Below are 20549 nucleotides of genomic sequence, written 5' to 3' on the forward strand. Positions count from 1 at the left end.
ACTTTAAACCTTCAAATATAATTTTGGAGGTTTTTAAATTCAACAGCTTTTAGGCAGTATTTTTTTAGCATGGGCACACAACAAAACATATTACTTACAACTTCCGAAATAGGAACACTCGTAAATTCTAAAGATTGGACATCATCATCTTTAGGACGTATTGAAGATTGGTCGCAAAATCTAATCTTCACGCTAAACATGATATTTCAAAATGAACAACCTCAATTTTTATATTGGGGAACAGATGGTTTATTTTTTTATAATCAAGCCTTTTATGATGCCTGTTTTTTTGAAAACAATAATCACATCTATCTTGGTAAATCATTTAAAAACATAAGTCCTGAAGTGTTTTCAGAATTAATCCAACCCTTAGAAAATATCTTAAAATCAGGAAAACCACTAGTTATTGATGCTGTGGAATTTAAGTACGAAGGTCAGAATAAAAAATATTGGTCTTTCAATTTCATCCCTTTACAAGTACAAGAAGGTTTAGCCGAAGGTGTTTTGGTGACTTGCCAAAACGACACTCTAAATGTAAAAGCCAATAAAAAACTAACCAAATTAACATCGCGATTTACCAATATTGTAAAACAAGCTCCAATAGGTGTTTTAATTGTGTCTTCGAAAACAAAATTAATAGACACTATTAATTGGAAGCATAGACAATTATTCAATAAAAATTTCAAAATTGCCGTTGGAGACCCTTTTGTAGATGCTTTACCAAGTACTCCAATCGATTTAAAAACTGAGATATTAAAAACTCTCGATTCTGGTAAGAGTTTTCAGATTGCTGAAATACCAATAACTCTACCTCAAAAAGATACTTCGCAAACACGTTATTATAATTTTTTAGGAGAAGCAATTCGGGATGAAAATGAAATTATTACGGGAATAATTTTAGCTACTACAGAAGTTACAGACTCAGTTACCGCCAAACAAACCGTTTTTGAAAGTGAGAATAGATTTAAAAATCTTGTATTACAAAGCCCTATTCCCATTTGTGTTTTTCATGGGCCAAAGCATATTATTAAAATCGCTAACGAAACGATGTTAAACGACATCTGGAGAAAGGATTACGAGTCTTGTATAGATATCGAATTATTGGATGTTTTTCCAGAACTAAAACAACAAAAATTTCCGCAACTTTTAGATACTGTTTATAAAACAGGTAAACCGTATAGCGAAAAAGAAGCCTTTGCAATAATTGATGGTAAAGACGGTACACGAGAATTTTATTTCGATTTAGATTACTCACCTGTATACGAAGCAGACCATATTGTTACTGGTCTAATTATTACTGCTGTAGATGTTACAGAAAAAGTAAACTCCAGAAAACAAATTGAAAAAACAGAAACCCGTTTACGAATTGCCACTGAAGCGGCAGAACTAGCGACCTGGGAATTGGATTTAAAGAGTAAATTTCTATCGCATAGCATACGATTGTGTCACATATTAGGGTACCCAGAAAGCGATATTTTAACTAAAGAATTTATTAGAAGCCGTACTGTTAAGGAAGATCTAAACACTATTTTACTTCCTGCTTTTAAAAATGCCTTAAAAACAGGAACTTATTTTTACGAAGTACGAACCCGAAAAAAAGACGAATCTATCATTTGGATTCGAACGCACGGAAAAGTATTTTATGATGAAGATGGAACGCCAACAAAGCTATTCGGAACACTAAGAGAAATAACTGCCGAAAAACGCAACGAGCAACAATTAAAAGATAATGAACAAAAGTTTAAACTTTTAGCCGATTCCATGCCTCAAAAAATATGGACGGCAAACACAGATGGCTTATTAGATTATTATAATCAAACCGTATACGAATATACAGGCCACACATCAGAAACTCTAAGTCCATCAAATTGGTTGAATATTGTGCATCCAGATGAAAGAGAAGAAAATGTATTCCTTTGGAATAAATCTATCGAAACTGGAGAGGACTTTTTAATGGAACATCGTTTTTTAAGACACGACGGACAATACAGATGGCAATTAAGTCGCGCCCTTCCACAACGTAACGAAAAAGGAAAGATACAACGTTGGGTAGGAACAAGCACAGACATACAAGACCACAAAATGTTTTTGCAAGAATTAGAGCTACAAGTAAAAGACCGAACTAAACAATTGGGAGAAGCGAATGAAAAGTTAGAAAACTCTGTTGAAGAATTGCAACGTATGAATGAAGAGTTGCAATCTTTCGCATACATTTCGAGCCATGATTTGCAAGAACCGCTTCGGAAAATTCAAATATTTTCGTCTCGAATTTTAGATCTAGAAAAAGATAATCTTTCCGAATCTGGAGCAGATTATTTTAAAAGAATGCAAAATGCAGCACATAGAATGCAGGTTTTAATTAAAGATCTATTAACCTATTCAAGAACAAACACATCCACCCGTGCTTTCGAAAAAACAGATTTAAACACCATTTTAGACGAAGTTAAAATCGATCTAAAAGAACTAATCAGAGAACACAATGTAACTATAGAAGTTGGAAATTTATGTACGGTTTATATTATTCCGTTTCAATTTATTCAGCTTATGAATAATTTAATTAATAACTCTATAAAATTTGCACGTGAAGGTGTCCCTCCTATTATAAAAATAGATAGCGTTATAAATAAAGGATCAACTTTCAAGTTAGAACAACTCACTGCCGAAGGCGAATACTGCCATCTAAAGGTTTCTGATAATGGTATTGGATTCGCGCCACAATACAGCGAACAAATATTCGACGTTTTTGAACGTTTGCACACAAGGACAGCCTACGAAGGAACAGGTATTGGTTTAGCTATAGTTAAGAAAATTGTAGAAAATCACGATGGCTTTATTTTTGCCAAAGGAGAAGAAAACAAAGGTGTTATTTTTAACATTTATATCCCAACAGATATATCTACTTTATAATCTTAAAACTTTTTAAAATTGAATAGAATTAATTCGTATTTTTAACTTTACATATTCCAATTTTATAAATAATAAGAATTTAACTAAAAGTAATTTATAACAACTTAATAATCTTACCTATTGTTATAAATTCAACTGTTTTTATGAACTTACAAAAACTAAAAGTCGCCTTAGTAGACGACGATGAAGACGATCGTTTTCTATTTAAAGAGGCAATGGATCAAATTCATATAAAAACAGAACTATCCATGTTTGAAAATGGACAGAAATTCATGGATTTTTTACTACTACCAAATGCGATTTTACCACAAGTCGTTTTTTTAGATTTAAACATGCCTGTAAAGAACGGCCTAGAATGCTTACAAGAAATACGTACAACAGATCATCTTAAAGAATTGTCTGTTGCTATTTATTCTACCTCTTCTTCAGAATATGATATTGATGAAACGTTTATAAACGGTGCAAATATTTACATTAATAAACCCAATGATTTTTCGAAATTAAAATCTGTTATAGAGAAAGTACTCCAAATTAATTGGCAATATAACACATCTAACCTCAACAAAGAAAATTTTATAATGCGTCTTTAATTTTAAGATAAAGATTCTATTTCCACTCATTTACAAGCTCAAATGTTAATATTAATTAACATTTGAGCTTTTTTTTGCCTTAAACAAAAAACACATAAATAACTAATTATCAGTTAAATAAAGCATGAATCATAAAATTATATAACACAATCTAAAAATTCTGTAAGATGAATACTTTTCCTTTTTCCGAATTTTGAAGTATCAATAACAACAAAACTCTCTATATATGAAACCAACTTCAAATCAAAATGCACGTGTAGGAAAAATTAGGAAGCCATCACATTTTAAAATGTTTAATATAAATGGTATGATTAATAGAATAGACGATTCATCAAGAAATATTGTTAGTCTTAAGACTAAATAAAATTGATAAGACCCGAGTAACCAGCGAAAAATCAATTACCATTCTTAACTTAATTTAAAAATCTCATGAAAACCTTAAATATAAAATCGACCTCAGCATATAAAATGATTAATGATCTTCAAAAACATCTTGGAGGTGATATTTCTACACTAAACCATGAATATGTTTTAACTGTAGATAATGATTTGGCCTGTGGAACGATTAGTGGTATTAGTGTTAAAAAAAGCATTACATATATTGCTTTCGATATTGTTTTTAAAGCAGATATTAAATTGGTAAATACCATATTAAAATCGTCTCCAATTTATTTCACATATTGTTCTGAAGGACATGTGGAACATAGTTTTTCAATTGAAGGAAAAACAAATACTTTAGATGCATTTCAAACGGCTATTTTAAGAAGTGGAGAGTCTGTAAATAATGTATATCATTTCAAAAAAGATATGCCATTTAAATTCTCTACTGTTGTAGTGAGTACAGACAACGTTTCTTTAGCAAACAATGATTTGAACTCAAAATTAAATGAAATTTTCACAACTGGAATAGACACCGATAATTTCACCTATTTCGGATCTTATAACCTTAAAATTTCAGAAAAAATTGAGCAATTAGAAGCGATTACACAACAAGGTGTTGTAAGACGTTTGTTAACAGAAAGTACTATACAAACTATTTTAGCTTTAGAAATTCAGCAACATACAGACGACCTTGAGCATGCTAACAATCAATTTGGCACTCTAAATATAGAGGAAATGGAGACCGTTAAAGACTTGTCGCTTTTCATTAAAAACTATCCTGAGAAGCAATATACTTTAAAATATTTAAGTTCTAAATCGGGCTTAACACCTTCAAAATTACAAGAAGGTTTTAAATTGTTACATGACAGAACGGTAACAGATTTTATTAGAAATATACGTGTAGAAACGGCTGAAAACCTAATAAAAACAACAGATTTAAACATCTCTGAAATTGTATATACAGTGGGTTTAACAAGTAGAAGTTATTTTTCAAAAATATTTAAAGAAAAATATAATTGTAGTCCGAAGCAATATCAGGATAATCAAAATTCGTTAGCTGCTACAGCATAACTTATATATAAAGAAATCGCCTATATAATTTAATTATATGGGCGATTTTACTTTAAATGTACTTTTTAAAGAGCAAACCATTTAAACAAAAAAAGCGGTCATCTAAATATAGATGACCGCTTTTTTATATAAATATTAGAGAATACTTTTAACTATTCATTGAAATTAAAAACTCCTCGTTATTTCTTGTTTTCTTAAAGCGATCGTTTATAAATTCCATTGCTTCGACTGGATTCATGTCTGCAAGATATTTACGCATAATCCACATACGTTGTATAGTTGTTTCGTCTAACAACATATCATCACGACGTGTACTAGATGAGATTAAATCGATAGCAGGGAAAATTCTACGATTAGCAATACGTCTGTCTAATTGCAGTTCCATGTTACCTGTTCCTTTAAATTCTTCGAAAATAACTTCGTCCATTTTAGAACCTGTATCCGTAAGTGCCGTAGCAATAATAGATAAAGACCCTCCGTTTTCAATGTTACGTGCAGCTCCAAAGAAACGTTTAGGCTTGTGTAATGCATTTGCATCTACACCACCACTTAAAATCTTACCAGAAGCAGGTTGCACCGTGTTATAAGCACGTGCTAAACGTGTTATCGAGTCTAACAGAATAACAACATCATGACCACATTCTACTAAACGTTTTGCTTTTTCTAAAACAATATTAGCAATTTTTACGTGCTCGTGTGCTTCTTTATCAAATGTAGAAGCCACAACTTCACCACGTACATTACGTTGCATGTCTGTTACTTCTTCCGGACGTTCATCAATTAATAAAATAATTTGATATACTTCTGGATGATTCGCCGCAATAGCATTCGCGATGTCTTTTAATAACATCGTTTTACCTGTTTTAGGCTGCGACACTATCATACCACGTTGTCCTTTACCAATTGGGCAAAATAAATCCATGATACGCGTAGAAATTGTACTTTGCTTTTCAGCTAAAATAAATTTCTCTTGTGGAAACAATGGTGTTAAGTGTTCAAAAGATACACGGTCTCTAACCACGTCAGGGTTCTGACCGTTAATTTTACTTACTTTAATTAAAGGGAAATATTTTTCACCTTCTTTTGGAGGTCTTACTTGACCTAAAACGGTGTCTCCAGTTTTTAATCCGAATAAACGAATTTGAGATTGTGATACATAAATATCGTCAGGAGATGATAGATAGTTATAATCAGACGATCTTAAAAACCCATAACCGTCTTGCATAATATCTAAAACACCCTCACTTTCAATAATCGCATCGAACTCATATTCTGGCTCTCTGTAACGGTTTCTTGTATCCTTATTCCCATTATTGGAATTAGTAGGATGTTGATTTCCGTTAGATTTATTATTTTGTCTTGGGTTTGGAGAATCTTTCTTTTGATTCGGATTTTCTCTTTTTGGACGATTAAGCGGAGTCTCCTTTTTAGGAGCATTTGGCGTTTTATCATCTTTACTTACAACCGCAGATTTTTCTTCTCTTGCCTGAGGTGTTTTTGCTACTACAGGTCTTGGATTAGGCTTTCGTTTAGGTTGTGATGCTTTAACAGGAGCTGCTTTAGGCGCCTCCGCTATAACTTCTTCAGCAACAGGAGTTACTTCAGGTGTTACTACTTCAGGAACCGACTGAGGTGGGGTATTTGGTTTTACCGCCTTTGCTGGCATACGTTTTTTTACGCGCTCACGTTTAGGCTTCGAAGCTTCTTCTTGAGGAGCTTCAGTATCTTTTGTAACTGTTTTAGCTTCAATAACCGCTTTAGGGTTTGCTGCTTGATGATCTAATACTTGATATACTAAATCTAGTTTTTTTTGAGTACGATACTTGGGTATATTTAATTTTTTTGCAATTTCCTGTAATTCAGGAAGCTTCATTTCTTTTAACTGAGTGATTTCAAACATTGATGTTCAATTGAATATTTGATTAGAATTTAAATATTGAATTATTCTGAAGAAAATATAATCTTATTCTGAAGAATTAACAATCTAAAACAAAGAGTGTTGTACATTGTTATTGCAATTATACGACTTTTATTTTAATTTTTTATACAATTATTCCCAAAGAAACTGCTATTTTTGTCATCTAGTTTATAAAAAACGAATGATACAACGTATACAAACTATATATCTTTTATTAGCAGCCATCGTGAGCAGCGGTCTTATATTTGTCTTCAACATATGGACAAATAACGAAGACGTTTTAGTCTATGCTGAAGATAATACAGTGTGTTTTGCTTTATTTTTAAGCTCTGCACTATTATCGTTAGTATCCCTATTTATGTATTCAAATAGAAAGCTTCAATTTGTATTGGGGCGTCTAAATATTATATTAAACTTTTTTTTACTAGGATTTTTCGTTTATCAGTCTCTAAACTTATCTGGAGAAACTAATGTTTCTGAGAAAGGTATTGGGATGTTTCTTCCTATAATTTCTATCGTATTATTAGTGTTAGCTAATAAAGCCATTAAAAAGGATGAAGATCTTGTAAAATCTGTAGATCGATTACGTTAGACCTTATATCTTAGTAGTATTAGTGCGTGTAAAAACCCGGAGGTTGTGCTTCGGGTTTTATTTTTTAAACTCTATCACTTCCAAATCTTTAATAGTTTCGCCATCTATAGTAAATCGCAACATGGTTCGCACTTTATGAAATCCATATTTACCAATTGCTCCTGGATTCATATGCAAAAGATTCAACTTCTTATCTGGCATCACCTTTAAAATATGCGAATGTCCGCAAATAAAAAGTTTTGGCGGATTCTTATATATTTCATCTTTCACAAGCGTATTATATCTATTTGGATACCCGCCAATATGTGTTATCCAAACATCCACGCCTTCACACATAAATCGGTTATTTTCAGGAAATACTTGTCGTACTTTCGCATCATCTATATTGCCATAAACGCCGCGAATCGGTTTTAAAGCTTCGATAGCATCGGTAACCTTTAAATCGCCAATATCGCCTGCATGCCAAACCTCATCGGCTTGCTTAACGTATTTCAAAACATCATCATCAATATAACTATGTGTATCAGAAAGTAAAAGGATTTTTGTCATTAAGAGAATATTGTGAGTTCAAACAAGTAAAACTAATTATCTTTGTGCTTAACTAACAAAAATACGATTATTCTTGAGATATTTTATAGAACTTTCTTATAACGGAAAAGCCTATCATGGTTGGCAAAATCAGCCCAATGCCATTTCTGTACAGGAGGTTATTGAAACCGCTTTATCGGTAATTTTAAAAGAAAAGATCGCTATCATGGGAGCCGGCAGAACAGATACTGGCGTACATGCTAAACAGATGTTTGCGCACTTCGATTTCGATGGCGAATTCGATACTGAAAAGCTGCTTTATAGGTTGAACTCGTATTTACCAAAAGACGTTGCTTTACATCGCATTTTTAAAGTAATACCAGATGCACACGCACGTTTTCACGCAGAAAGCAGAACCTATCTCTATCGTATTGCGCTTCAAAAAAATGTATTTAATTTTAATGAAGCCTATTGGGTTAAACCTATATTGAATATTAAAAACATGATTGAGGCTGCAAACGTGTTATTGGACTATAAAGATTTTCAATGTTTTTCTAAAACGAATACCGATGTAAAAACGTATAATTGTAATATTATGGCGGTAAATTTAGAGGTGGTCGAAAACGAATTACAATTTACAATTACAGCCGATAGATTTTTAAGAAACATGGTTCGTGCCATTGTTGGAACCTTAATAAATGTAGGTTTAGGAAAACTAGACACAGATGACATTCATCGTATTATTTCGTCTAAAAACCGTAGTGAAGCAGGCTACTCTGTACCGCCTCAAGGCTTATATTTAACACATATTATTTACCCAGAATCGATAGTATTATAAATGGATAACACAAAAAAAAATAGCGCAAATTTCAGTTTATTTAAACGTCTTTTAGAATATATAAAACCGTATAACAGGGTGTTTATCGGGGTGTTTATATCTGTAGTTTTATTGGCTATTTTCGGAGCAATAAGACCGTATATTTTGCAACAAGCAATAGACAATAATATTTCGACAAGACAACTAGAAGGCTTTATGCCATACATTTTGGTCATGTTAGCACTATTGGTATTCGAGGTTATTTTTCAGCTTGTATTTATATATTATTCGGGTTGGCTAGGACAAAGTGTTGTAAAAGATATTCGTGTAAAATTATTTAAACACATGCTTCGTTTTAAAATGAAGTATTACGATAATTCTTCTGTAGGTGTACTAATTACGCGCTCTGTAACCGATATGGAACGTATTGCCGATATTTTTGGAGAAGGATTATTTATGATTTTTAGAGACTCTTTAACCATGGTTGTCGTGGCTGGAGTTATGGTGTTTATAAACTGGAGGTTAAGCATTATCGTGTTTTTAATGCTTCCATTGGTTTTGTATGCGACAAGACTTTTTCAGAAATACATGAAAAAAGCATTTGAAGATGTACGTACAGAAGTTTCTAATTTAAATTCGTTTGTACAAGAACGTGTTACAGGTATGAAAATACTTCAGTTATTTACTCGTGAAAATACAGAATATAAAAACTTTAAAGAGATAAACGAGCGTCATAAAAAAGGATGGTTAAAAACTGTTTGGTACAACTCGATCTTCTTCCCTATTGCAGAATTATCAGGTTCTATAACAATTGGTTTAGTTGCTTGGTACGGCGGATTAGATGCCGTAATGAAACATTCTTCATCTTTAGGAGATTTAACGGCATTTGTGATGATGATTCCTATGCTTTTTAGACCCTTAAGACAAATTGCCGATAAGTTTAACACCTTTCAAATGGGAATGGTTGCGGCTACAAGAGTATTTAAAGTGATCGATACTAAATCTCAAATTGATGATTCTGGAACATTAGTAGCAACTCAGTTTAAAGGAGACATTTCCTTTAAAAATGTACGCTTTAGTTATGTTGAAAATGAGGTGGTTTTAAAAGACATTTCGTTTGAAGTGAATGCTGGACAAACCGTTGCTATTGTTGGAGCAACTGGTGCTGGAAAATCTACAATTATAAATTTACTGAATCGTTTTTATGAAATTGATAAGGGTGTAATTTCAGTAGATTCTACAGATATTAATGCTTTTACATTAACGTCTTTACGCTCCCAGATTGCAGTTGTACTTCAAGATGTGTTTTTATTTGCCGATACTATTTTAAACAATATTACGTTGAATAATCCAGATATTTCGGAAGATAAAGTCATTCAAGCAGCAAAGGACATTGGGGTTCACGATTTTATTTCGAGCCTACCTAATGGGTATAATTATAACGTAAAAGAGAGAGGTGTTATGCTATCTTCCGGTCAACGACAACTCATCTCATTTTTACGTGCATATGTTACCAATCCTAGTATTTTGGTCTTAGATGAAGCGACATCTTCTGTAGATTCCTATTCTGAACAACTAATACAAAATGCCACAGATAAAATAACAAAAGGAAGAACATCTATAGTTATTGCTCACCGGTTAGCAACAATCATTAAAGCAGATAAAATTATAGTGATGGATGCAGGTGAGATTGTTGAACAAGGCACACACCAAGAACTTCTTAAAACAGAAAATGGATATTATAAAAACCTATACGAAGTACAGTTTATGAAAGAGATTTCTGCTTAAACCAAATCGTTTTTAATTAAAGTCTTAAGCTCTTCAGTCGTTTCAAACCTAATAAATTCACCATTTTTAAAATAAGAAATCTGTCCTGTTTCCTCACTAACTACTAGAGCGAGTGCATCGGTTTTTTCACAAACACCAACTGCTGCTCTATGTCGTAAACCAAAGCGTTGTGGTAAGTTCTTCTCATTATTAACTGGTAAAATTACACGTGTTGCTTTCACAATATTATTCGCGATAATTATGGCTCCATCATGCAACGGACTATTCTTAAAGAAGATACTTTCAATAATGGGCTGCGTTACTGTAATATTCATTTCATCGCCTGTATGTGCTAGAAAATCGAGGTTATTATTTCGTTCAAAAACAATCAATGCTCCCGTATTTGTAGATGCCATTTTTATACATGCAGAAATAATTACATCTACATTCGTACTGTCGCTACTTTCGGTTTGTAAAAATTTTAATTGTTTAAATAGATGTCCACTTTTACTAAAGTTTGTAGAACCAATCATTAACAAAAACTTACGGAGTTCTTGCTGAAATACCACAATTAAAGCAAACATCCCAACACTAATAAATCCGCCGAGAATATTACTCAATAATTGCATGTGTAAAGCCTCAGTAACCTTCCAAATAATATATATGATTACTATCCCTATAAAAATATTTATGGCCACCGTTCCTTTTACCAACTTGTAAACATAGTAAAGTAACAAGGCGACTAAAAAGACATCAATTATATCGATTAATGTGAATTTTAAAAGGTCTCTAAAGATTTCCAAAGGGTAGATATTTTTGTAAATGTAACATTTTCAGATTAATATATAAACTCGTTTGTATTGATTAACACAGACGCATTTCTAACGCTTAAAAGTAAATCTTTTATATGCATATAGTCCTGAAAAGTCAATCGATTTTCAAAATTTAAAATAAAGATATGACGCTCGTTTGGTGTCGACTCCAATTGTGACACGAAATCTTCAATTGTATAGTTTTTATTCTGAAAATTCACACCTTTTAAACCAATCGTTATAATGACTGCTTGATCGTCAGACAATTTTGAATAGTCTTCGGCCGTAGTTTCTAAATGATAATTTACATTAGTGAATTCAATAAAGCATAAATTCTTAGCCTCCGGATTAAAAGCCGTGTAATAATTTTTAACACCTTCCTTTTTATGAGACGCATCACGCTTTTTATTCTGCAAACCAATTAAAACAGGAATCGCTTGTTGTAACGTTAAACGCTTATCGACATTAACCAACCAATTTGTGGTACTAATTAAATTTTGCTTATTTAATTCTATACGATCTTCTTGTGTTGTATTGTAAAACAAATACGCAGGAGAGACATCTAAAATTTCTGTGATTGTAGAATGTTTTATTTCCGCAAGTTTCAATTCTTTCTCGTTATTACACGAAAAACAGAATATAAGACTAAATAATAAAGCGAACTGTTTCATATTATTGTTTTAAAGCGTTAACAAGCGTTATACATTCCATAGCTTCTTTAACGTCGTGCACTCTTAAAATTGAAGCTCCATTTTGAAGGCTAATGGTATTTATTACCGTAGTGCCATTTAAAGCCTCTTGAGGTGAATTTCCTAAAGTTTTATAAATCATAGATTTTCTTGAAACACCAACTAAAATTGGCAATTCTGTTAAATTTAATAGTTCTAAATTGTTAAGTAATTCAAAGTTTTGTTCTCGTGTTTTCGAAAATCCAAAACCAGGATCTACAATCATATCTATAATACCATGTTGTCTTGCCAGAGCGATACGTTCTGAGAAATAGAACAACATCTCTTTTACCAAATCGCTATAATTAGTATGCTGTTGCATCGTTTGTGGCGTACCTCGCATATGCATCATGATATACGGCACTTTTAACTTTCCTACCGTTTCAAGCATCAAAGGATCTAATTGCCCTGCCGAAATATCGTTAATTATAGCCGCACCGGCTTCTATACACTGTTTTGCAATACTACTTCTAAAAGTATCTATAGATAAAATTAGTTTTGGAAACGTTTTAATCAGTAATTCTACAACCGGTAAAATGCGTGCTAATTCTTCAGATTCACTTACATGTTTGGCATCTGGACGCGAACTATAGGCACCAACGTCAATAAAAGTAGCTCCTTCAGCTAGCATTTGCTCGACTTGATTTATAATATCACTTTCATTTTTATAGCTTCCGCCATCGTAAAAAGAATCTGGTGTTAGGTTTAAAATCCCCATAACACTAGGTGAAGAAATATCGATAAGTTGACCTTTGCAGTTTATTGTTTTATTCAAAACAGATATAGAAATGTTTAAAGTTTGTTATTCCATTAAATTATGCGAAATTTACGGAAAATTCATTTCAATTTATGCAAGATACTTCAAAACAATACGACGCTGCAATAACCATCTGTAGGAGTTTGTTTATCAATAAGATGAAAGATTACGGCTGTGCATGGCGAATTTTAAGACTTCCATCGTTAACAGATCAGATTTTTATAAAAGCGCAACGTATAAGAGGTCTACAAGAAAATGAAGTTCGAAAAATTGATGAAGATGAAATTTCTGAATTTATTGGCGTAATTAATTATAGCATTATGGCATTAATTCAGTTAGAAAAAGGTGTGGCAAAACAACCCGATTTAAACACTATTGAAGCCACAGATTTATACGACTTAAAAATCACTGAAACCAAACAACTAATGATGGACAAAAACCATGATTATGGCGAAGCTTGGCGCGATATGCGTGTAAGTTCTTTAACAGATTTGATTCTTCAGAAATTACTTCGTGTGAAACAAATTGAAGACAATAAAGGAAAAACCTTGGTTAGCGAAGGCATCGACGCTAACTATCAGGATATGATAAATTATTCGGTGTTTGCATTAATTCATTTAAATGCCAAATAAATTAAATTAAAACAAATAGCATTTACCCAAATCCATGAAAGCATTAGTAAGTATTAGCAGAATTTTCGTTGGTGTATTATTCATCATTTCAGGTTTAATTAAACTAAACGACCCTATTGGTTTTTCTTTCAAATTAGAAGAATATTTTAGCGCCGCTGTCCTTAACTTAACTTTCCTGGAGCCTTACGCTCTAATTATTTCTATTCTAGTTGTGGTTTTTGAAGTCCTTTTAGGAATTTTTCTATTGATAGGATACAAACCAAAATTCACCGTTTGGAGTTTACTAATTATGATCGTATTTTTCACGTTCCTTACCTTCTACTCCGCCTATTTTAATAAAGTTACCGATTGCGGATGCTTTGGAGATGCGATTAAACTAACACCTTGGGAATCGTTTTCTAAAGATTTAATTCTATTAGTTTTCATCTTAATTTTATTCGTTGGAATACGATATATCAAACCTGTTTTTACCACATTTCAAACCACCATTTTTGCACTTCTAGGATTTATCGGATGCTTAAGTTTTGGTTATCATGTGTTAATGCATTTACCAACTATAGATTTTAGACCATACAAAGTAGGTGCAAATTTATGGGATAATATGATTGTTCCGGAAGATGCACCTAAGGCAGACATAGATTATATGTGGACATTTGATGTAAATGGCAATAAAGAAGTTTTTACAACTAAAGGATCCTACCCTACTGTAGAAGGCACTTTTATTAGTGTAGACACCGAAGTTATAGATCCGGGTTACGAAGCGCCAATTCACGATTTCACTATAGAACGTGATGGTGAAGATTATACAGAACAAATTTTACACGACGATCATGTGGTTTTACTCGTTGCTTATAACTTACAGAAATCTGAAAAATTAGGTTTACAAGCCATTAAAAACGTATCAGACAAAGCCATTAAAAATGGGTATAAAGTTGTAGGACTAACTGCTTCTGGACAAGAGGTTCAAAATCAATTAAAAGAAGAATATCATTATAATTTCGATTTTTACTTTACAGACGAAACCGCTTTAAAAACGATAGTGCGTTCTAATCCTGGAATTCTAATTTTAGAAAAAGGGACAGTAACTCAGAAAGTACATTGGAACGATGTTGACAATTTAAACCTTCTTAAAGTGAATTAAGCTACAGCCTGTGATACACTACATATTAAATAAATTATTTTATGCATTGCTAACACTGTTTGGTGTAGTTACAGTTATCTTTTTTTTATTTAATGTATTACCTGGCGATCCTGCACAAATGATGTTGGGTCAGAATGAAGATAGCGAGCAATTAGCTATAATTAAACATAAATACGGCTTCGACAAACCCTTAAGCGTCCAATTTGGATACTATTTAAACGATTTATCTCCGCTATCCTTTCACTCATCAAACCCAAAAGATTATACGTTTTTACGCGACGGAAAATATAATGCTGTTCCCTTATTTAATTTAGGTAAAACCCGAGTGGTCTTAAAACCACCATATTTACGAGAATCTTTTACAAAACAAGGAAAAAAAGTAAGTAGCGTATTAGCAGAAACTTTGCCCAATACTTTTATACTAGCGGTATCGGCTATTGTAATAGCCATTATATTAGGTGTCTTTTTAGGCATTATTTCAGCCTTATATAAAGATACTTTTATAGATAAAGGCATACAATTTTTAAGCACTATTGGGATGAGTGTGCCTTCCTTTTTTAGTGCGATTTTATTTGCTTGGATTTTTGGATATCTACTTCATGAATACACCCATTTAGAAATGACTGGCAGTTTATACGAATTAGACGATTTTGGAGAAGCCATGCATATTAAATGGAAAAACTTAATCCTTCCCGCCATAGTTTTAGGCATTCGTCCATTAGCAGTTGTAATTCAATTAATGCGAAATTCATTATTGGAAGTATTCAATCAAGATTACATAAGAACCGCACGCGCAAAAGGTTTAACCGAATTTCAAATTATAAAAAAACACGCTGTTAAAAACGCATTAAACCCAGTTGTAACCGCAATTTCTGGTTGGTTTGCTTCTATGCTTGCTGGCGCCGTATTTGTAGAATACGTTTTTGGATGGAATGGTTTAGGAAAAGAAATAGTAAACGCATTAAACACCTTAGATTTACCTGTTATTATGGGTTCTGTGCTAATTATAGCCCTGTTATTCATAATAATCAATATTTTTGTGGATATAATATACGCTTGGTTAGATCCAAAAGTAAAACTTCAATAAATTTTAATAAATATCAAATTATGAGAAAGAACATCGTTGCAGGAAATTGGAAAATGAATAATGATTTAGCACAAACCGAAACGTTGCTAACGGCATTAAAAAACAAAACAATAACTTCTGATGCCGAAGTTATGATAGCACCAACATTTACAAACCTTTGGTCGGCTTATAACACATTAAAAGAAAACGCAATAGAAGTTATTGCTCAGGATATGCATTTTGCTGAAAGCGGAGCCTATACAGGTGAAGTTAGTGCAAGTATGTTAAAAAGTGTTGGTGTAAAAACTGTGATCTTAGGACATAGCGAACGTCGTGCATATTTTAATGAAACAGATGAATTATTAGCTAAAAAAGTTGATGCTGCTTTAGCAAACGATATGCGTGTTATTTTCTGTTTTGGAGAAGAATTAGCCGACAGAAAATCTGAAAACCACGAAACTGTTGTGGGGAACCAAATAAAAAACGCTTTGTTTCATTTAGATGCAGCTGCATTTAAAAACATCGTATTAGCTTACGAACCTGTTTGGGCTATTGGAACTGGCGAAACTGCAAGTCCAGAACAAGCGCAAGACATGCATGCTTTTATTAGAAAAACATTAGCCGACAAATACGGTGCAGACGTTGCCGATAGTGTTTCTATCTTATACGGAGGAAGTGTAAAACCAGGAAATGCACAAGAAATTTTCTCAAAACCAGATGTAGATGGTGGTTTAATTGGAGGAGCTGCTTTAAATGCAGACGATTTCTTTGCAATTGTAAACGCATTCTAAATCAAACATAAAATTCACAAAACAGGCTGCCTTTATTAAGACAGCCTGTTTTTTTTATATTCCAATCTCCACTTGAAAACGCACGTACCAATCGTTAATCGTTGGATTCGTATTTAATGTAAAATCGGTTTTAGTAATTTCAGCTTGAAGTTTTAAAGAATGTTCCCAAATGTATTTGGTAACTCCAAACGTATACTGCTGCGTTTCCGGCATAAGCATCACAACATCTTTATTAGGTTCTTGAGTCGAGAATCGGCCAATAAGTGAATAGTTATTTCTAAACACATAACTTAACTGCGCATCAAACCCCTGCCCTACGACAACATAACGAAATTGACTGCTGTTTTCTGGGTTATAAGTAATAGGATCATCCGCCATACGATTCATAAAAGCCGTCTCGAATGCCCATCCGTTATACTTAACAATCGCATCAATTAACACCGATTGCAAATTACGTTGCTCATATAATTCTTCTCCCAATGTTCCACGCGTTCTTCGTGCACCATCATTATATTGGTAGGCACCAGAAAGCATTAATTTAGGCGTGGGCTCACGTAAAATATCACCTTCAAAAAAGGCTCCATTATCCTTAAATGCACCAAAAGGATATAATTCTAATCGCCCCGTATACGCAAGACCTTTTTGAGGTAATTCTGTCCAATTTCGTCCTTCCCCAGTAGAGATTGCTGTTTTTATATTATAATAAAATGAATCTGGTTTTTCATTTAAATAGTAGACTTGTAAACCAAAATCTCGATCTATATTAAAACTCGCATTATTGATAGTTCGATCTGTTAACTCCAAAGCTCCAGAAGAATTTATTCGCTGTCTGTTACCGGGTAATTTAGTTTGGCCGAAACCAATATTCCAATGTTCGTTTGGGCGATAAAACACAATCGCATCTCGAATCACATTTAAGTTGTCACCGTCTTCAATAACTCCAACATCGCCAGGAGAAAAAGAAAGCTGAATCACATACACAATTTTTGGATTACCTACATACCCATCAAACTTCAAACGCAATCGTCTAATCATTCCTTCTACTCCAGACTCTGCATTTTCTAGTTCGAGGTAGGTTGCACGGTTTTGCATTCTAAAGCGAATGTTCAACTTAAAAATACTATCTGGAGATGTTAACCCTAACCCTTTACCATAAGTATAGTATGGCAAAGCAGAAAGCTTAATATCATTATCATTTTGCGCTTTAGCAGAAAAACCAAAAGCTAACAGCAGGAGGGCAACAATAATTTTGTTCATGGTCGTCTTATTTTAATACAAAATTAACAGTATCTGCGATATACTTACTAAATTTGCCAAAAAAAATAAATGGCTGAAATATATATAGGTTACGATTTTAAAGTAACGCCTTTACAACCGGGTGTAGAAATACTAATTGCTGAACTTGGCTATGCAGGATTTGAGAGTTTCGTTGAAACAGAAACGGGAGTTACCGCTTATATTCAGAAAGAAGAATGGAATGACCAAATTCTTGAAGATATTCAGATTCTGGATTCAGATGAATTTGAAATCACATTCACTTTTGAAGATATCGAACAAACCAATTGGAACGAAGAATGGGAAAAGAACTTTAACCCGATAGTTGTAGACGATATATGTGCCGTTCGTGCGCCGTTTCATGATAAATTCGACACCCAATACGATATTATTATCGAGCCTAAAATGAGTTTTGGTACAGGACACCATGAAACCACTCACATGATGATTCAGCATATTTTAAAAACAGATTTCACAGGGAAATCGGTTTTAGATATGGGATGTGGAACCGGTGTTTTAGCCATTCTAGCAGAAATGAAAGGCGCAAAAACCTTAGACGCCATCGATATTGACAACTGGTGCTATTTAAACAGCATGGAAAACGTAGAACGTAACAACTGCAACAATATAACCGTTTACGAAGGCGATGCGAGTTTATTAGCAGGGAAATCTTACGATGTAATCATTGCAAACATTAACAGAAATATCTTATTAAACGATATTAAAACCTATACGTCTTGCTTAAACAAAAACGGAACTTTGTTTTTAAGTGGGTTTTATAATGACGATATTCCTACAATTGAAGCAGAATGCAATGCTAATATGTTAAAACTAAGCGAAAAATTGGAACGAAATAATTGGGTAGCTCTAAAATTTTTAAATTAGTAAAAATTTTAGATAATGAGCACTAAGGAAGAAGTACTAGAAGAGGTTCTCGTTGAAACCGATACCAATAAAGAAAATGAAATTGTTTTATATAATGACGAAGTAAATACCTTCGACTATGTTATAGACACACTTGTTTATGTTTGCGAACATACGCCGGAACAAGCAGAACAATGTTCGTTAATTGTCCATTATAAAGGAAAATGCACCGTTAAAACCGGGCCTTATAAAGAATTGGAATCACGTTGCTCTAGATTACTAGAAGCTGGTTTAAGTGCCGAGATTGTATAATTAATCTGAAACATAACTGATTTTCAAACTATTAAATCACATTTTCTATACTTAAAATGGGGCAGATTTTTCTGATGATTATTAAAGTTGAAAATAAATTGAAAAACTCATGCAATTTATTTGGTAAACTTCAACAAACCTCATATATTTGCACCCACGAAAAACGGCCTCGTGGCGCAACTGAATAGCGCACTTGATTACGGCTCAAGAGGTTACTGGTTTGAATCCAGTCGAGGTCACTAGAATACAAAAGGGTTTCAAGCAATTGAAGCCCTTTTTTTATTTTCATTTGTCCACGACTTGCCTACTTTCAGACAATTAGGCTTCTCCTCCATCCATGTTCTACTGAACAGATTTATTCAAATTAAAGTCCCAAAGCATTAACGAAATCAAAAATACAGTTTCTTTTTCAAACTACATTTACTGCATTTACTACATTATTTAAAATATTAGGGTACTAAAATTAATTCTACCTTGGTTTAACAAGAATTATTCACACACACAACTTTTGTGCTTGATCCTTCATAGTTTAATAAATCCAAAGAACCTTAATCATTTTATGACGTAATTACATAAAAGATATATAGCACATATGTTACATATATCTTATATTTGAGATATATAGCACATATGTGCTATATACTATTGTTGCCAACAATTATGAAAAAACATCATTCACAAATTTTAATTTTCATTTTAGTGATGATTTATTTTAATTGTAACGGACAGGGAAAAATATTATATCACGAATTTGAACCAACTGCTTCGGATTTTAGAATAACAAAATGGAATATTAATAAAGAAAAATTACCCTATTATTATCTAATAGAAAAAGTGGATTTTAAAAACCGAGTGACCGAATTAAAATTCTATGAAAATGGTCAATTTTATGTTGACCATTTATGCTATTTAACAACTTGGATAAAATATGAATATCCAAATGCACAAACTATAATCCAAACAAATCTTAACGAAAAAGGAATTCCAGAGGCTAATATTGAGTGTTTAATACCATCAAAAACAACCTATCATTTATCTAAAAATCAGAGAGAAATTATAAATTCAAAAGATGAGTTTACATTTGACCATACACCATATTTAAAAAATAATTGGACGGAAAAGGAAATCGGAGAAGTCATCGAAGAACTAAAATCAGAAGAACAAACAGCTTCAGTAATTGATTATTATTCTATGTCTTTCTATAAGTTAAACAACATTTTTCCTGTAGATAATAAATTTGATATATCAACATTTTACTTCAATGAACTCGAGAAGGAAAAAATAATAAGCGGATTAAAATAACTGTTGGCAACAACGTATATAAAAAATAGCGCAAGTAGTTGCAAACACAAAGGTTCGGGCATTTTTGGGAAGTCGCCAAATTTTTAAATTTGACGAATTGCCAAAAATAAAATAATTAGTAAAATTTAAAAATTCGGCTTGTGTTTCATCCGAAAATTATCGCTTATTTTCAGCGCTACTTTTCAAGAACTGTGTTAAAAACCTAATGAAATAGAGTTAATTTTTAAACAATATTTTCCTTTTACATTTCTATTGAAACATAGAAATATACTGAAGTTGTCACCTCTAAATTTGGACT

General features: G+C 32.7%; 20 protein-coding genes and 1 tRNA gene. 15 read left to right on the forward strand and 6 right to left on the reverse strand.

The features are described from left to right. Positions 1-69: 69 nt before the first annotated feature. The 4 genes from R6X41_RS16455 to R6X41_RS16470 all read left to right on the forward strand — a co-directional run bounded on the left by R6X41_RS16455 (position 70) and on the right by R6X41_RS16470 (position 4949). Complete coding sequence (locus tag R6X41_RS16455; protein WP_318501454.1) at positions 70-2907, forward strand: PAS domain-containing sensor histidine kinase; 2838 nt, start codon at positions 70-72, stop codon at positions 2905-2907. A gap of 143 nt (positions 2908-3050) precedes the next feature. Next, on the forward strand, positions 3051-3497 hold the full coding sequence (locus R6X41_RS16460; protein WP_318501455.1) for a response regulator: 447 nt from the start codon (positions 3051-3053) through the stop codon (positions 3495-3497). A gap of 226 nt (positions 3498-3723) precedes the next feature. Continuing rightward, positions 3724-3861 (forward strand): hypothetical protein, encoded by a 138-nt coding sequence (locus R6X41_RS16465; protein WP_318501456.1) that lies wholly within the window; start codon positions 3724-3726, stop codon positions 3859-3861. Between the two features lie 65 nt (positions 3862-3926). Further along, a complete protein-coding gene (locus tag R6X41_RS16470; protein ID WP_318501457.1) occupies positions 3927-4949 on the forward strand; it encodes a helix-turn-helix domain-containing protein in 1023 nt (340 codons plus the stop codon). A 148-nt stretch (positions 4950-5097) separates the two neighbouring features. On the opposite strand, the gene rho is transcribed toward R6X41_RS16470, so the two are convergent. Further along, positions 5098-6849 carry a transcription termination factor Rho gene (gene rho, locus R6X41_RS16475; RefSeq protein WP_318501458.1) on the reverse strand — a complete coding sequence of 584 codons (1752 nt, stop codon included), beginning with the start codon at positions 6847-6849 and terminating at the stop codon, positions 5098-5100. Positions 6850-7048: 199 nt separating this feature from the next. On the opposite strand from rho, the gene R6X41_RS16480 reads away from it, so the two are divergent. Beyond that, entirely contained in the window at positions 7049-7459 is a 411-nt protein-coding gene (locus R6X41_RS16480) for a DUF4293 domain-containing protein (protein WP_318501459.1), read from the forward strand. Between the two features lie 57 nt (positions 7460-7516). Here the strand turns inward: R6X41_RS16480 and R6X41_RS16485 are convergent, their stop codons facing one another. Then, entirely contained in the window at positions 7517-8008 is a 492-nt protein-coding gene (locus R6X41_RS16485; protein ID WP_318501460.1) for a metallophosphoesterase family protein, read from the reverse strand. 73 nt (positions 8009-8081) lie between these two features. Here R6X41_RS16485 and truA point away from each other — a divergent pair, with 73 nt between their 5' ends. Then, positions 8082-8825 (forward strand): tRNA pseudouridine(38-40) synthase TruA, encoded by a 744-nt coding sequence (gene truA, locus R6X41_RS16490; protein ID WP_318501461.1) that lies wholly within the window; start codon positions 8082-8084, stop codon positions 8823-8825. Continuing rightward, on the forward strand, positions 8826-10592 hold the full coding sequence (locus R6X41_RS16495; protein ID WP_318501462.1) for an ABC transporter ATP-binding protein: 1767 nt from the start codon (positions 8826-8828) through the stop codon (positions 10590-10592). Here the strand turns inward: R6X41_RS16495 and R6X41_RS16500 are convergent. From R6X41_RS16500 to folP, 3 genes are read right to left on the reverse strand one after another with little or no spacing between them, the layout of a single operon-like run. Continuing rightward, positions 10589-11374: a diadenylate cyclase gene (locus R6X41_RS16500; protein WP_318501463.1), complete on the reverse strand. Its 786-nt coding sequence runs from the start codon at positions 11372-11374 to the stop codon at positions 10589-10591. The two genes, R6X41_RS16495 and R6X41_RS16500, sit on opposite strands and share 4 nt — an antisense overlap. A gap of 35 nt (positions 11375-11409) precedes the next feature. Continuing rightward, positions 11410-12054 (reverse strand): hypothetical protein, encoded by a 645-nt coding sequence (locus tag R6X41_RS16505; RefSeq protein WP_318501464.1) that lies wholly within the window; start codon positions 12052-12054, stop codon positions 11410-11412. Position 12055: 1 nt separating this feature from the next. Further along, positions 12056-12829 carry a dihydropteroate synthase gene (folP, locus tag R6X41_RS16510; protein ID WP_318501474.1) on the reverse strand — a complete coding sequence of 258 codons (774 nt, stop codon included), beginning with the start codon at positions 12827-12829 and terminating at the stop codon, positions 12056-12058. A 131-nt stretch (positions 12830-12960) separates the two neighbouring features. Between folP and R6X41_RS16515 the strand changes: the two genes are divergently transcribed. Genes R6X41_RS16515 through tpiA form a run of 4 tightly spaced genes read left to right on the forward strand, consistent with a single transcriptional unit; the run spans position 12961 to position 16498 of the window. Further along, the gene (locus R6X41_RS16515; RefSeq protein WP_318501465.1) at positions 12961-13500 is read left to right on the forward strand and encodes a DUF1599 domain-containing protein; all 540 of its coding nucleotides are present in this window, start codon (positions 12961-12963) and stop codon (positions 13498-13500) included. 34 nt (positions 13501-13534) lie between these two features. Next, on the forward strand, positions 13535-14641 hold the full coding sequence (locus R6X41_RS16520; RefSeq protein WP_318501466.1) for a BT_3928 family protein: 1107 nt from the start codon (positions 13535-13537) through the stop codon (positions 14639-14641). Between the two features lie 10 nt (positions 14642-14651). Next, complete coding sequence (locus R6X41_RS16525) at positions 14652-15728, forward strand: ABC transporter permease (protein ID WP_318501467.1); 1077 nt, start codon at positions 14652-14654, stop codon at positions 15726-15728. Positions 15729-15748: 20 nt separating this feature from the next. Continuing rightward, complete coding sequence (tpiA, locus tag R6X41_RS16530; RefSeq protein WP_318501468.1) at positions 15749-16498, forward strand: triose-phosphate isomerase; 750 nt, start codon at positions 15749-15751, stop codon at positions 16496-16498. A gap of 54 nt (positions 16499-16552) precedes the next feature. On the opposite strand, the gene R6X41_RS16535 is transcribed toward tpiA, so the two are convergent. Further along, positions 16553-17755: a porin gene (locus tag R6X41_RS16535; RefSeq protein WP_318501469.1), complete on the reverse strand. Its 1203-nt coding sequence runs from the start codon at positions 17753-17755 to the stop codon at positions 16553-16555. Positions 17756-17824: 69 nt separating this feature from the next. Here R6X41_RS16535 and prmA point away from each other — a divergent pair, with 69 nt between their 5' ends. The 4 genes from prmA to R6X41_RS16555 all read left to right on the forward strand — a co-directional run bounded on the left by prmA (position 17825) and on the right by R6X41_RS16555 (position 20251). Next, complete coding sequence (prmA, locus tag R6X41_RS16540) at positions 17825-18658, forward strand: 50S ribosomal protein L11 methyltransferase (protein ID WP_318501470.1); 834 nt, start codon at positions 17825-17827, stop codon at positions 18656-18658. A gap of 15 nt (positions 18659-18673) precedes the next feature. After that, a complete protein-coding gene (locus R6X41_RS16545; RefSeq protein WP_318501471.1) occupies positions 18674-18949 on the forward strand; it encodes an ATP-dependent Clp protease adaptor ClpS in 276 nt (91 codons plus the stop codon). Positions 18950-19114: 165 nt separating this feature from the next. After that, a tRNA-Arg gene (locus R6X41_RS16550) sits at positions 19115-19188 on the forward strand. Between the two features lie 421 nt (positions 19189-19609). Further along, positions 19610-20251 carry a hypothetical protein gene (locus tag R6X41_RS16555; RefSeq protein WP_318501472.1) on the forward strand — a complete coding sequence of 214 codons (642 nt, stop codon included), beginning with the start codon at positions 19610-19612 and terminating at the stop codon, positions 20249-20251. Positions 20252-20549 lie beyond the last annotated feature (298 nt).

Source organism: Formosa sejongensis, assembly GCF_033447105.1.
GTDB lineage: Bacteria > Bacteroidota > Bacteroidia > Flavobacteriales > Flavobacteriaceae > Formosa.

Bases quoted from the DNA above. Each gene is read 5' to 3' on its own strand.
- R6X41_RS16455 (WP_318501454.1), top strand. From the start codon at position 70: ATGGGCACACAACAAAACATATTACTTACAACTTCCGAAATAGGAACA.
- R6X41_RS16460 (WP_318501455.1), top strand. From the start codon at position 3,051: ATGAACTTACAAAAACTAAAAGTCGCCTTAGTAGACGACGATGAAGAC.
- R6X41_RS16465 (WP_318501456.1), top strand. From the start codon at position 3,724: ATGAAACCAACTTCAAATCAAAATGCACGTGTAGGAAAAATTAGGAAG.
- R6X41_RS16470 (WP_318501457.1), top strand. From the start codon at position 3,927: ATGAAAACCTTAAATATAAAATCGACCTCAGCATATAAAATGATTAAT.
- rho (WP_318501458.1), bottom strand. From the start codon at position 6,849: ATGTTTGAAATCACTCAGTTAAAAGAAATGAAGCTTCCTGAATTACAG.
- R6X41_RS16480 (WP_318501459.1), top strand. From the start codon at position 7,049: ATGATACAACGTATACAAACTATATATCTTTTATTAGCAGCCATCGTG.
- R6X41_RS16485 (WP_318501460.1), bottom strand. From the start codon at position 8,008: ATGACAAAAATCCTTTTACTTTCTGATACACATAGTTATATTGATGAT.
- R6X41_RS16495 (WP_318501462.1), top strand. From the start codon at position 8,826: ATGGATAACACAAAAAAAAATAGCGCAAATTTCAGTTTATTTAAACGT.
- R6X41_RS16505 (WP_318501464.1), bottom strand. From the start codon at position 12,054: ATGAAACAGTTCGCTTTATTATTTAGTCTTATATTCTGTTTTTCGTGT.
- folP (WP_318501474.1), bottom strand. From the start codon at position 12,829: ATGGGGATTTTAAACCTAACACCAGATTCTTTTTACGATGGCGGAAGC.
- R6X41_RS16515 (WP_318501465.1), top strand. From the start codon at position 12,961: ATGCAAGATACTTCAAAACAATACGACGCTGCAATAACCATCTGTAGG.
- R6X41_RS16520 (WP_318501466.1), top strand. From the start codon at position 13,535: ATGAAAGCATTAGTAAGTATTAGCAGAATTTTCGTTGGTGTATTATTC.
- tpiA (WP_318501468.1), top strand. From the start codon at position 15,749: ATGAGAAAGAACATCGTTGCAGGAAATTGGAAAATGAATAATGATTTA.
- R6X41_RS16535 (WP_318501469.1), bottom strand. From the start codon at position 17,755: ATGAACAAAATTATTGTTGCCCTCCTGCTGTTAGCTTTTGGTTTTTCT.
- prmA (WP_318501470.1), top strand. From the start codon at position 17,825: ATGGCTGAAATATATATAGGTTACGATTTTAAAGTAACGCCTTTACAA.
- R6X41_RS16545 (WP_318501471.1), top strand. From the start codon at position 18,674: ATGAGCACTAAGGAAGAAGTACTAGAAGAGGTTCTCGTTGAAACCGAT.
- R6X41_RS16555 (WP_318501472.1), top strand. From the start codon at position 19,610: ATGAAAAAACATCATTCACAAATTTTAATTTTCATTTTAGTGATGATT.